At 56.7% G+C, this 12,641-nt stretch carries 11 protein-coding genes; 5 read left to right on the top strand and 6 right to left on the bottom strand.

Annotation, left to right across the window (positions count from 1 at the left end):
* Positions 1-77: 77 nt before the first annotated feature.
* Positions 78-755: a FadR/GntR family transcriptional regulator gene (locus FMN52_RS01295; RefSeq protein ID WP_148606918.1), complete on the top strand. Its 678-nt coding sequence runs from the start codon at positions 78-80 to the stop codon at positions 753-755.
* 3 nt (positions 756-758) lie between these two features.
* Entirely contained in the window at positions 759-1,754 is a 996-nt protein-coding gene (locus tag FMN52_RS01290; protein WP_148606917.1) for a bile acid:sodium symporter family protein, read from the top strand.
* 14 nt (positions 1,755-1,768) lie between these two features.
* Here the strand turns inward: FMN52_RS01290 and FMN52_RS01285 are convergent, their stop codons facing one another.
* On the bottom strand, positions 1,769-2,413 hold the full coding sequence (locus FMN52_RS01285; protein WP_148606916.1) for a J domain-containing protein: 645 nt from the start codon (positions 2,411-2,413) through the stop codon (positions 1,769-1,771).
* Between the two features lie 130 nt (positions 2,414-2,543).
* Here FMN52_RS01285 and FMN52_RS01280 point away from each other — a divergent pair, with 130 nt between their 5' ends.
* From FMN52_RS01280 to FMN52_RS01270, 3 genes are all read left to right on the top strand, one after another.
* Positions 2,544-4,691 (top strand): TonB-dependent receptor, encoded by a 2,148-nt coding sequence (locus FMN52_RS01280; RefSeq protein ID WP_148606915.1) that lies wholly within the window; start codon positions 2,544-2,546, stop codon positions 4,689-4,691.
* Positions 4,692-4,810: 119 nt separating this feature from the next.
* Positions 4,811-5,701 carry an ABC transporter substrate-binding protein gene (locus tag FMN52_RS01275; protein WP_240339363.1) on the top strand — a complete coding sequence of 297 codons (891 nt, stop codon included), beginning with the start codon at positions 4,811-4,813 and terminating at the stop codon, positions 5,699-5,701.
* On the top strand, positions 5,694-7,637 hold the full coding sequence (locus FMN52_RS01270) for an ATP-binding protein (protein WP_148606913.1): 1,944 nt from the start codon (positions 5,694-5,696) through the stop codon (positions 7,635-7,637). The genes FMN52_RS01275 and FMN52_RS01270 overlap by 8 nt, the downstream gene beginning before the upstream one ends.
* Before the next feature lie 37 nt (positions 7,638-7,674).
* On the opposite strand, the gene gorA is transcribed toward FMN52_RS01270, so the two are convergent.
* The 5 genes from gorA to gspK are packed head-to-tail and all read right to left on the bottom strand — an operon-like array spanning position 7,675 to position 12,638.
* Positions 7,675-9,036: a glutathione-disulfide reductase gene (gorA, locus tag FMN52_RS01265; protein WP_148606912.1), complete on the bottom strand. Its 1,362-nt coding sequence runs from the start codon at positions 9,034-9,036 to the stop codon at positions 7,675-7,677.
* 27 nt (positions 9,037-9,063) lie between these two features.
* Complete coding sequence (locus tag FMN52_RS01260; RefSeq protein WP_148606911.1) at positions 9,064-9,735, bottom strand: GNAT family N-acetyltransferase; 672 nt, start codon at positions 9,733-9,735, stop codon at positions 9,064-9,066.
* Positions 9,736-9,791: 56 nt separating this feature from the next.
* Positions 9,792-10,322, bottom strand: coding sequence for a type II secretion system protein M (locus FMN52_RS01255; RefSeq protein ID WP_148606910.1), 531 nt, complete (start codon positions 10,320-10,322; stop codon positions 9,792-9,794).
* Between the two features lie 4 nt (positions 10,323-10,326).
* A complete protein-coding gene (gspL, locus tag FMN52_RS01250) occupies positions 10,327-11,631 on the bottom strand; it encodes a type II secretion system protein GspL (protein WP_148606909.1) in 1,305 nt (434 codons plus the stop codon).
* Positions 11,632-11,633: 2 nt separating this feature from the next.
* Complete coding sequence (gene gspK / locus FMN52_RS01245; protein ID WP_148606908.1) at positions 11,634-12,638, bottom strand: type II secretion system minor pseudopilin GspK; 1,005 nt, start codon at positions 12,636-12,638, stop codon at positions 11,634-11,636.
* Positions 12,639-12,641 lie beyond the last annotated feature (3 nt).

Here is a 12,641-nt window from a genome sequence, read left to right as displayed (position 1 = left end):
GCCGGTTTGACTTTCTCTTGAAGCTCGACTGCATTCATAGGATGATTGGGTTATCGGTTTGAGGGATGATAGACACCATGTTGCAACGTATCCGCAAAGGCTCTCTGGTAGAGACCGCCATAGAGAGCCTGAGAAACGCTATCGAGAAAGGCGATTGGTCCGTCGGCGATCGCCTACCCGTGGAATCGGAGCTGTCCGACTCCCTTGGGGTCAGCCGCAATACCGTGCGCGAGGCGGTTCGAGTACTGGTCCACGTCGGGATGCTGGAAACCCGCCAGGGCGATGGCACCTACGTGCGCGCCACCCGCGATGCCGGAGAAACATTACGGAGGATTGCCCGCACCCAGCTGGCGGACCAGCTGGAGGTAAGAATCATGCTGGAAACCGAGGCGGCCAAGCTGGCCGCGGGCAGGAGAACAGATCAGGATTTGCGGCATATGACCACAGCACTGGATGCACGCGCCAAAGCCGGAGCGAACCTGCAGGCACGAATCCACCACGATGAACGCTTCCATCACGCGCTGGTAGCAGCCTCCCATAACTCGGCCCTGGTAGAACTCTACGATTACTTCTCTCACGCCGTCAGCCAGACCATCGAGCAGACTGAAACCGACACGGATCTGCCAGAGCCTTCCCAGGAAGACCACGAACTGTTGCTCGCTGCTGTAAGAAGGCAGGATGAGAGCAAAGCGGAGACCCTGGCCAGAGAACTCTTGAAACCGAGCCTTCAGGCACTCAAGCGCCGGGAGCCCTGATTCATGAAGTTCCGGATCGACACCTTCACTCTGCTGCTGCTTGGCGCCATCGTATTGGCGACCTTCCTGCCCGCCACTGGCCAGGCCGGGGACGCTCTGGCAACTGCCGGAACGATTGCGGTCGCCCTACTCTTCTTTTTCCACGGCGCGGCATTGTCCCGTGAGCAGATCATTGCCGGCGCCACCCACTGGCGCCTGCACATCCTGATCACGTCGCTCACTTTCATATTCTTTCCGCTGGCGGTGCTACCGATCAACGGGCTCAGCGACATAGCGCCCTCCTGGATGCCAAAGGATCTAGGCCTTGGGTTCCTTTATTTGGGGGTGCTCCCCTCCGCAGTTTCCTCCTCTATCGCCTATACAGCGATGGCCAGGGGCAACGTGCCCGCAGCCATCTGCAGCGCAGCCGCCTCGAATGTCTTCGGTATGATGCTGACGCCGTTCCTGCTATTGCTGCTAGTGAGCACCTCTGGCGGTGGGGACTTCTCCATAGCGGAGGCCCTGAAAGACATCATCCTGCAATTGCTGTTGCCCTTTGCGGTTGGTCACGCCCTCAGACCCTGGCTCGGAGGGTTCCTCGGCAGAAACGAAACGCTGATGTCGCGGTATGACCAGTGCGTGATCTGGCTGATTGTCTATTCCGCCTTCTCACACTCGGTAGAAAGCGGATTGTGGGAAAACCTGCCGTTGCAGGCCATCCTGTTCGCCATCGGGCTATGCCTGGGCTTGCTGCTGCTGTTTATGGTGTTTGCGAAATTCCTGGTACGGCGTTTCGGCTTTAGCCTGGAGGATGAGGCAGCGGTGGTGTTCTGCGGTTCGAAAAAGAGCCTTGCGTCAGGCCTGCCCATGGCCAAGGTGCTGTTTTCCGGCCATCCCGGTTTCGGCATGATCGTATTACCGATCATGTGCTACAACCAGATACAGGTGATAGTCGGGGCGATACTGGCGCAGAAGTACCGCGAAAAGATCGAACAGGCGAACGCCGATAAGTTGAGCTAACCGGGCGGGCGGAGTTAACCGCCGCCCATCCCGCCAAAGAGCGTGGCAAGAATCACCAGACCAACAATCCAGCCAATCACCGCCGGCCAGAAATTCACCATCTGGGGTGGTTGCTCATCCTGTTCTTCCGCCATGCCCGGCTCCGGGTACTTTCGCTCGTCGGCTTCCTCAGGAGCCTCCTCGATGGCAAACCAGCCAAACCATTCCCCAAGAAACTGGGCAACCGGTGCCGGGAAAGTGCCGTTTTCAGCCATCGGTCGCACCTGGGGCTCCAGTTGCCGGCCAATCTCACGTCGCAACTGCGGCTCATCAGCCGGTGGCTCAGCCAGAATGGCTTTCCAGATGCCAGCGTCCTTGCTGCGGGAGGAGTCATTCAGCAGGGCCTTGATCTGAATGACAACCTCTCGAACCACCTGCCCCTCATTGGCATCCAACGGGCGCTCAGGCTCCTCATCCTGGCTTTGACTGTGCTGTTCAGTCTGAACAGCGTCGTCAGCCGGCTTTACCGGCGCCGGCGCATCGCCCACCGCTTCCCGGAAGGCCTGCTCCAGGCGCCTCGCCTCGTCTTCAGAGGCAAATTTAAGCTGTTGCTCATACGCATCCTGGATTCTACGGCGGTCGCCGGTTGGCTCAATTCCAAGGATTTCCCAACAATTCATACAACTGCAACTCCAGCGCCGAGATTCATTACATTTCAGAGAGACAAACAGTGTGTAGTCCCTTACGATAGGGCAAAATCATAATAAAATCGCTTTAACCACTTTCTCGGCAGATTATAGAACGTCAACCATGCATCAATCGACAAAAATGGCAGGAACGGGTGCACGCCGCCCCCTCGGAACCTGCCTCGGCCTCAGCCTTGCTCTGTCCACGCTGCTTCCGGCTGCCGCTCTTGGCCAGACTGACACACCTGATTTCATACCCGGCTTACTCGCCCTTGAAGGCGAACAAAGCGAAATCCCCGAAGTCCTGACCACCACTCGATTGCGTCAGTCGAAACTCAGGGTGCCCGGGACAACTACGATCATTACCGGGGACATGATACGTGATCTCGGCATCATGACCCTGGTTGAAGCGCTCAGGCTGGTTCCCGGTATGGTGGTTGGCCATTGGGGCAGTACCAACCCCGTAGCAACCTACCACGGTACTTCCCAGTACGAACAGCGCCGACTGCAAGTTCAGATTGACGGGCGAACCGCCTACCGAATCAGCCTGGCGGATGTAGACTGGCTGAGCATGCCCGTAGCGCTTGAAAATATCGAACGCATTGAAGTGAGTCGCGGACCAAATTCTGCGGCCTACGGTATCAATGCGTTTCTCGGCAGCATCAACATCATTACCCGTTCCCCCCATGATACGGCTGGCGTTGAGGCTTACACATCAATCGGTTCGCGCGGGCACCTTCGCACGTTTACCTCTGTTGGCGACACCGATGCCGATAAGAGTTGGCGATTGTCCTATGAGAAGCGCAAATCCGACGGGTTCGACTCTCAGGTAGATGGCGGCCAGGAAATCCCATTTCATGATGGTCACGACATCAACAACTTCAATTTCGACAGTGTGTTCCGAATTGACCACCAGCATTCGATTGACGTCCGTGCGGGTGTACTGGACGGTGTAAATGAAGAAGATCTTGAGAAGTCCGGAAAACTGGGGGCCACTACAAATCCGGACATCATCATTGATGATTACTACCTCCATGTCCGATTTGATGGAGCGACCTCTCCGAGTCATTTCTATCATATCCAGGCGAGCTATCAGAACCAGCGCCAACGGCAGCGGTGGACGGTTTCATTCCCGGCAGAGGATTTCAATGACCTGTTGCCGCCAAGTGTTCCACCCTTCCCCGAAGATCAGGGACCATTTATCGCTGATCTGAACGAGGATCTCGAAGAGACTCGTCAGGAAATTGAGCTTCAGGACACGTTGATTCTGAGTGACGATTTCAAGCTGGTCTCGGGAGTGGGTTACCGCAAGGATACGTTTAACTCTGAGACGTACTTCAACGGTAAGGGCCATAACCACCAGTCACGCGTATTCGCTAACGCAGAATATTCGCCATTCCAATGGCTGACGTTCAACGCAGGCGGCAATTGGGAAAGGACCACAACGACCGACCAGGACTATTTCTCGCCCCGCGCTGCCGCCAACTTCATCTTCAATAACAATCACGCTTTGCGGTTTGTTTTCTCGCGGGCAGTCAGAACACCCGATGCTTTCGAGCAAAACCCGGATTGGTCCTACACGCCAAGGAACGTTCAGGCTCCTTTCGAGGTACTCGAAGGATCACGGATCCTGATCGAAGACCTGCTCGATCAAACAACGTCAACCTATGGCGAAGAACTTGAAGAAGAGTGGATAACGTCCCGAGAAATCAGCTATTTTGGTCAGTTCAATCTGGAGCGAGCGATCCTGTCGGTCGAAGTTCGCTATTTCAACGACTACTTCCGCGACATGATTAGCGGCTTTATCAATGAGGAAGAGTGGTTCATAGCCAACAATGTGAACCTGGAACAGGAGGGAGTTGAACTAGAAACCTCCCTGGATTTCTCGGGGACAAAACTGCGGGCCACCTATGCCTACCTCGAGCAGGAAGGAAGTTACATTGGGGATAGTTCATTACCCGCCAACACTCAGGATAAAGTCGTAGACCTGCTTGGCCGCCTTTCCGCGCGAGATTCCGGAAGCTTCGCCTGGATTCAGGATCTGCCGATGGGGTTCATGACCTCAGCGTCAATGTACTGGACCAATGAGGTAAGGGATACCCGGTTTGAGCGTGCCGATTTCAGAATCGCACGCCGGGTGGACAAAACCGATTACAGCTATATGCTGGCACTAACGATCCAGCATTATCTCAACCCCAAGCCATGGATCAGCCCAGATAACCGGATTGAGGACCAGAACCAGTTTTTTGTTGAAGCTGGTATTCGTTTCTAAGTTAAACAAGGAAAGCACGAGCCCTGGACGGTATGGAGCGAAGTACAGGCATGATTCACCGAGAGCGGTCCGGATGCGGAAGCCGGGGCCTTTTAACAAGGGCTCTTTGGATTCTGCTTTTGACCGTTTACTCCACGTTCGGCATCGCGGAGGAATCACCGGCCAGAACCGTCTACTTTGCCGGTTCTGGCAACGCGGCGCTTGATCAACACCTCATCCAGCTCCTGAGAGGGGAACTGGAACCTGCAACTTCCGTGACCGAGGTTTCTGACGACCAGCTGTCAACTCTGGATAACGGTCCGATTATCACCGTCGGGCCTTCCGCTTTTTCCCGCGTTCGCCAGGCAAACCGTTCCGCACCCATACTGGCCATGCTCGTTGACCGACCGTTTATCTCAGGGTTTGCGGGCCGGTCACCCGGACAGATCACCGCTGTTTTGTACGACGTCCCCTTGATTCGCCAGGCCCTGACAGGAAAGGCCATCCTCCCCCAGGCGACCAAGATTGCCCTGCTGGCAACCGCAGACTCGGTGGAACTTTACGAACCTCTGATTGATGAGCTGCCGGCCTATGGCATGTCGGCCAGAATATTTCTGGTCGAAAGCAACGACAACCTGATTTCAACACTTGTCCGGGCCCTGGGTTACGGAGATTTTCTGTTGGCCGCCCCGGACAGTGCCATATACAACCCAAGAACCATCAAACATATTCTGCTCACCGCCTACCGCCGTAATCAAATCGTCATCGGGCCGACTCAGGCTTATGTGAAAGCGGGTTCCCTGGCGTCCAGTTACGGCCCGTTTCCGGAAATGGTTGAGATGGCCGGTGACTTTCTGGCCACGTTTTTCGAGACCGGACAGTTTCCACCACCCGCCTATCCGCAAGAATTCCGGGTAGATGTGAATGCCCAGGTGGCGCGTTCCCTGAACATCCCACTGCCCAGCCGTGAGGACATTGCCACACGGGTGGATCGACAACTGACCATTAAAGGGGAGGCGTCTGATGAGTAATACCCGCAGACAGCAGCGCCCCCTGTCCCGAAAACTGTTGCTCCTGGGAGCACTGCCGGCCGTTGTTATGTTCATCGTGCTGATGGTGTTCTTCACTTCCGCACGCCTGGAAGATGCGCGCCGGGATCTGTCCGACAGCAGCCAGATGCTTGCAGACAGCCTGGCCCCTGCCCTGGAATACGCCGTTGTTTCCGGGAACACCCTGGCCCTGGATCAGATCCTTTCCCAGTCACTGCGGCGCAGCAAAGCTGACTGGATCCGGGTTTCCGACGTTATGGGAGACCAGATCGGCTTCGTATCCCAGAAACCGGTGAATCCCGGTGATATGCCGGAGCGCTATCGTATCTATGAAGCCGACATTCTCCAGCAGCCCCTGGAGTTTGGTACAGAGCGAACCGCTGAATGGTTTGAACCGGACTACGGCTTCGGCTCGGGCTCCCTGCGCGTTGGCACTGTTCAGGTTGGCGTTGGTCACGACATTCTCGCCGAAAGGCAACAGGATATTCTCTGGACCTCGATTGCCGTGGGCGTAGCCCTGCTTCTGTTTACCATTCTGATCATCAATCATTTTCTCGGGACGATTCTTGCGCCAATCCGGGATCTCGCTGGGCGAATCGGAAAAATGACCGACGGCGACTACCGGGAACGTCCGCTTAATACCCATCAAAGTTCCCGGGAGATCGTCGCCATTGAAGAGCAACTCAACCAGCTTGCTCAACATCTGGCCGCCTTGAAAACGGCCCGGGACCAGACACTGGCCGCCTCGGAAGGCGCCCGCGAAAAGGCGGAAATGGCAAACCAGGCGAAATCCGAGTTCCTGGCCAATATGAGCCATGAGTTACGGACACCCTTGAATGGGGTTCTCGGCATGGTGGACCTAATCCAGGAAGACCCGCTTTCTCACCGCCAGCGGGAGTATCTCAATACCGCTCGCCAGTCCACAGAGGATCTGCTCACGGTGATCGGAGATATCCTCGACTACTCGAAAATGGACAGCGGCACCCTGAAGCTCGAGAGCCAGGAATTTGACCTTCGTGAACTGATTTCCAACTGCACAGCCACTTACCGACACGTGGCTGAGCAACAGGGCCTGGCGCTCAATCTTAAATTCTACGGGGACTGGCCAGACAACCCGGTTGTGGTTGGCGATCCGGCTCGGCTTCGCCAAATACTTGCCGGACTGGCTGACAACGCCATCAAGTTTACAGGCGACGGTTTTATCAACATTCAGGCAGGCTGTTTCGCCCTGGAAGACAACTGCGTCATTTTGAACTGCTCGGTAAGCGATTCGGGTTCTGGCATTCCGGTGGAGCGCCTGCAGGACATCTTCAATTCCTTTGAACAGCTGGACGGCGGAAATAGCCGGCTATATGGTGGCACCGGCCTGGGTCTGTCTCTGGTCCAACGCCTGGTGGAACTCATGGGTGGTCACATTCAGGTGGAAACCGACTTGGGTAAGGGCTCCTCGTTCAGGTTTGAGCTGCCCTTCGAGCTGGCCAATCAGGCCGGCCCGCCAGAGCCTTCCGGTTTACCCACAAGGGAAGCCATCAATGGCACCAGCCATGCACTGGTGGTGGAGGACAACCCAGTGAACCAGCGCGTGGCCACCGCCATGCTCAAGCGGCTGGGATTCCAGACGGACTCCGCCAACAATGGCAAGGAAGCACTGGAGCGAGTCACCACCAATCACACGGGCTATGACATCATTCTGATGGACTGCCAGATGCCGGTGATGGACGGTTATGAAGCCACCCGTTATATCCGGGAATGGGAACAGAGTAACGGCCAGATTGGCACGCCGATCATTGCGTTGACTGCGGATGTACTGCCCGGAACCGAAAAGAGCTGTCTCGACTGCGGCATGAACGACTATCTGGCCAAACCTGTTCGCAAGGAGATGCTGCGCGAGGTGCTCAGCCGCTGGATTCAGCTCTAGGAGACACCGGCGCCCTCACCCGGGCGCCGGTTATGAATCAGGCCACTGGCTCCCGCATGGTGACAAACTCTTCCGCAGACGTCGGATGAATGCCCAGGGTGGAATCAAACTGAGCCTTGGTAGCACCAGCCTTGATGGCAACCGCCAGTCCCTGGGTAATCTCACCCGCGTCCGGCCCCACCATATGGGCACCTAATACGCGATCAGTCTCGTCGTCTACAACCAACTTCATCAAGCTCCGTTCTTCGCGACCACTGAGCGTGTATTTCATCGGACGGAATTCCGAGCGGTAAATTCGCAGGCGATGCCCGGCTTCCCGTGCCTCCTCCTCGGTCAGTCCGACGGTACCGATGTTGGGCTGGCAGAATACGGCGGTTGGAATGGCCGAATAATCCATCTCGCCTTTGCCGTCGCCGAACAGGCGCCTTGAGAGCACCATGCCCTGCGCCAATGCGACCGGAGTGAGTTGTGGGGTACCGATCACATCACCCAACGCTGTGATTGAGGGCACCGCTGTCTGAAAGTGATCGTCCACCACGACATGCCCTGACGCGCTGAGCTGCACGCCAAGATCGGTCAGACCAAGCCCGTCGACCAACGCCCGGCGCCCGGTTGCTGCCATAACAAGGCCGGTTTCCAGGGTTTCGCCATTGTTCAGTTGAACCCGGTAGTGGGCATTCTCGGCTTCAACGGATTCAATGGTGACACCAAACTGAAGGTTTACGCCTTTCTTGCGCATTTCCTGTTCGGTAAACCGTCGGATATCACCATCAAACCCGCGCAGGAACAGATCGCCGCGATACAGCAAGGTTGTATCAACACCTAATCCGGCCAGGATGCCGGCGAATTCCACAGCGATATAGCCACCACCCCACACTACAGCCTGCTTGGGCAACTGCGGCAGGTAGAACATCTCGTTGGAAGTAAGAATGCATTCCTTGCCGGGCACATCCGGAATAACCGGCCAGCTGCCCGTGGCCACAGTAATGTGTTTGGCCCGGTACGAGGTGTCGCCCACCACTACGGTATTGGCGTCCGACAGTGACGCCGTCCCTTCAATGATGGTGACACCGGCATTTTCCAATAGCCGGCCATAAATGCCGTTGAGGCGTTCGATCTCGGCGTTCTTGTTGGCCACCAGTTTGGGCCAGTCGAAACTGACATCATCGAGAGGCACCTGCCAGCCATAACCGGCGGCGTCTTCCAGCTCGTCGTGCACATGGGCCCCGTACACAAACAGTTTCTTGGGCACGCAGCCAACGTTGACGCAGGTTCCGCCAAGATACCTGGATTCAATAACGGCCACCTTTGCGCCCCTCTGGGCAGACATTCGGGCGAGACGGACACCGCCGGAGCCGGCTCCGATAACGATCAGATCAAAATCCTGCTGGTCAGACACAGCTTCTCCCGTTAAACAATAAAAAAATCAGGTTTGGCCGGGCGCGGCCGTTTTGGTTTCCGGATGCACTTCCCTGAACAGCACGTGATCCTCAAAATCGCCAAGCTGTATCTTGCCAAGGCTCCGAAAACCTTCGGATTCGTAGAAAGGCAGATAACGATTGTTGCCGGTATCAAGCACCAGCCCGCTGCCCCGCGGGTTTTCAGCACAGAGTTTTTCGACGGTCTTCAGCAACAAACGACCATAGCCCCGATTCTGATACTTGGGATTTACGCCCATCATGGGCAATTGGTGCGCCAACGGCTGTGGCAACATGTCACGAATCTTCTCGTGGTAATCCAGATATCGGCGGGTGGAGGCAAAACCGGTGGTAAGGACCATTCGGATCCGCCAGCTGATCTGGTCAGCCAGGTTCATTCTCAGTTCCGGGTCGCCGATGAACGCGACGGCAACGAGCGTATCATCAACCATCACGCCGATAGCATCCTGATCAAGCTCAAAGTAAAGATCAATCAGTTCCCGGATGGTCGCGCGCACCCGCTGATCGTAACCGGGACGACGATGATCAAACAGGTACTGGAACGTTGGCTCGTTCCGATAGGCGTGAAACAGAATGGATCTGGCTTCATTGCGCGCCGTTTCGTCCAGACGAACAATGGCCGGCTCGGATTTGTTCTTGTTGTCGCTGCCGTTACTCATCGCTTCCTTCTCCTGCGTCAGTCCCGGACAGAAGGCCCGGAATCTGGTTTTCAGAATCAGATGGCCAGTGTTAAACGAACGGATACCCGCCCCGGTTCACTCGCCCTATCCATGGCGGCCTGGTCAATCACCACGCCATGGTTGCCATTCAGCAGTTCCAGCCACGCCGCCACCTCTGCAAACGGTGCGTTCTCAAGCCAGACACGAATGGCGTCCTCGCCACTGGGCTCAAAGCGCTGAAGCGACAGCCCCGCCTCACCGGCGGAACGCGTCACCAGCGCCATCAGGGCACGTCCATCAACAGGCTTATCAGCCGCAGTCGTCGCGGCATTGCCACCGGCATTACCCAGTCGCTGAATCGTCTGTTCGTTTGCCTGCATCCAGGCGAGCAATTCACCGGCGTTGTCTCGTGCAGTCTCGGACTGCTCATAAAAGCCTGCAGCCGGACGCCAGACGGCAAAATACAGAATGCCAAGAAAGACCGCGATGGCGAGTACCACCAGGGCCTGCTGGTCGCGACGGGGCAACTGGTCGTATTGCGCAATGAGTTTGCCGACCGCCGGCTGATCCTTGATTCGGGATAGCATACCCTTAACCTCCAGAAACCGTCAGGCGGCCACGTGCACCGCTCGCTTCGTTCACAACCGAGCCAATCTGTGCTTCCAGACCCTGGTTCGCCAGCCCGTTTCGCAGGGCGCTCAGACGATCGTAGCTATCCGCTCTCACGTCCACAATCAGCTCACCCCGTGAGCGACTGTAATTCACCGAATTGAAATTAACCCCCTGGCTACCCGGCAGGCGGGCGTATTGCTGACCGGTGTATTTCATCAGGGTGATAAAGTCCACTTCCGGGCCACTGGAGCCGGCAACCCGCAACTGCCCCTCGATGACACGCCGGACGTTGCCTGCGTGGGTTCGCCGGTCATTCGGAAACGCCCCTCGATAGATCGCCATGGCCTCGCTTTGCAGTGCTTCCGCCTGATTCTGATAGTAAAACCCCATCCCGGCATTCAATGCCACCTGGACGACGAACCAGACTGCCGCCACCGCAATCAGCGGCTTCCATGGCTTCAGCGGGCTGACCTTGCCGGATGTAGAGGAAAAGATTCCCTGACACAGATTCACCGGTTCGCACAGGTGATGGTGATGGGCGTAGGACAGTAATTCCAGAGGCATCAGTTCCAGCACCTCCTTGCGAACCGCAAGGCGACCGGAGCCATTCAGCTCGGTAATGGCCGATTGCTGGATTTCAAACTCATCGGCAGTTCCGTAAAGGGTGACCGGTATTTCCGCAACAACTTCTTCGGCAGAGGGTGCCGCGAGGGTATGGGCAAACATACCGAGGTTTGCAGACTGCATGCTCAGCCACTCGCCACGCTCGCTCACCATCATTGCGGTTTCGCCATCGAGACAGACGGACCAGCCACCCTCCGTGCGGGGCAACAAAGAGGCATCCGGATAAATGGCTTCGAGGCGCACATGCTCCCAGCCCCCAAACAGCTGTACCCATTGCCCCATCCGCTCCCGGTCTATGGCAGCCACCCGGTAGCCATGGTCGGTGTGGGATCCCAGAGCCAGGTGCACTGAATCAATGTCCTGAGCGATCTGCTCCTCAACAGCGTAGGGTAAGGCCTGATTGATAAACCGACTCTGCTTTGCGGGAATGTCGGCCAGACAATAAATCGCTTCTTCTCCGGGAATGAGGCCGATCAACAGAACGTTATCCAGGGCATTCTGTCCCAGAGTCTGCTCGATAGTATCGCGACTGTCGCCAGTGCCACGGGCCTGGGCATCGCCACCGGCATCGTGCAGGACCCAGTTGAACATCTGGGCATCGGGGTCCTGGTCAGCGTCCGCAAACGGCGGTATCGGGCGGACGTAAAGGCGATAAGACATGGTTATCCTTCTGAAATGGTAAAAGGCTCTTTGGTAATTCGGTTCTTCTGCCCGGTATCCCTGTTAACCGTCTGGACTTCGCCTTCCGGAGTCCGGAACACGGTACTGACCATATTCACGACACGGTTATCGTAAGTAATCCGCGAGGCAACTTCAAAAAACCGTGTCTGCAGACCCAGGCCAACCGACTTAAGCCCGAGACCGGCAAATTCCGGCAACGCCAGAAAATCCTGAAGATTCTCAAACCGCTCCTCTTCCCGCTTCTCAAGAATAGACGCAGCCTGAGCGTCCGTCAGCTCTTCATGCAGGGAGCGAATCACCATGCCGGTGGCTGTGTTCACATTGATTCCCGCCCCGGTCACCGGAAGCGCAGCCACATGGGGCCGGAGGGCCTGAAAAATCTCTTCAGTCATGCCCTCTATCAGGCGCAGCTCGGTTACGGTGGTAAAAGGCTGGTTGCCGGCACGATACCCGGGGTCTGCCATAAGATACTGACCATCCTCGGCCCCATAGGCGGTAATGGTCTGGTCATCGGGGTCAATCCAGTCCACCAGGGAGTCCACAGAAACTGCAGTAATTCCCAGGGCAGCAAACAGCTGAACGAACCGGTTCCTGACGACAGGATCCACCTGGCCATTAGCACCTACAAGATCATTCAGATTCAGTCGGCCACCAAGATCGTCAATCTGGACCTCAGCAACGCCGTTATCATCCAACGGCAGAACGGCCGCATTGGCGGCCCAGAACTCGTCCAGACTGTCGACCATCAGATTCTCTTCCTTGTCCTCGTCATAATCCCTGCGCAGGATCTGGCGGGCAAAGACCTCGGCACCCAGGGCAATACTCTGGCCCTGCTGCTGGGCCAGATAGTGACCCGCCTTGAACACCCGGAGGCTCTGTTGCTGGGTCATGCCGGAGGCAAGCATGACAACCAACGCCATAGCCAGGAGCACCATGATCAAAGCCACGCCGCGCTGACGGTAAGGTAACGCCGGGATGTGCCCCATATC

It is taken from the genome of Marinobacter sp. BW6 (assembly GCF_008107725.1).
Classification (GTDB): Bacteria; Pseudomonadota; Gammaproteobacteria; order Pseudomonadales; family Oleiphilaceae; genus Marinobacter.
This window is presented reverse-complemented; position numbering and strand designations above follow the sequence as displayed.

Bases quoted from the DNA above. Each gene is read 5' to 3' on its own strand.
- FMN52_RS01260 (WP_148606911.1), bottom strand. From the start codon at position 9,735: ATGAGTAACGGCAGCGACAACAAGAACAAATCCGAGCCGGCCATTGTT.
- FMN52_RS01270 (WP_148606913.1), top strand. From the start codon at position 5,694: ATGAGTAATACCCGCAGACAGCAGCGCCCCCTGTCCCGAAAACTGTTG.
- FMN52_RS01285 (WP_148606916.1), bottom strand. From the start codon at position 2,413: ATGAATTGTTGGGAAATCCTTGGAATTGAGCCAACCGGCGACCGCCGT.
- FMN52_RS01280 (WP_148606915.1), top strand. From the start codon at position 2,544: ATGCATCAATCGACAAAAATGGCAGGAACGGGTGCACGCCGCCCCCTC.
- FMN52_RS01290 (WP_148606917.1), top strand. From the start codon at position 759: ATGAAGTTCCGGATCGACACCTTCACTCTGCTGCTGCTTGGCGCCATC.
- FMN52_RS01255 (WP_148606910.1), bottom strand. From the start codon at position 10,322: ATGCTATCCCGAATCAAGGATCAGCCGGCGGTCGGCAAACTCATTGCG.
- FMN52_RS01295 (WP_148606918.1), top strand. From the start codon at position 78: ATGTTGCAACGTATCCGCAAAGGCTCTCTGGTAGAGACCGCCATAGAG.
- gspL (WP_148606909.1), bottom strand. From the start codon at position 11,631: ATGTCTTATCGCCTTTACGTCCGCCCGATACCGCCGTTTGCGGACGCT.
- gspK (WP_148606908.1), bottom strand. From the start codon at position 12,638: ATGGGGCACATCCCGGCGTTACCTTACCGTCAGCGCGGCGTGGCTTTG.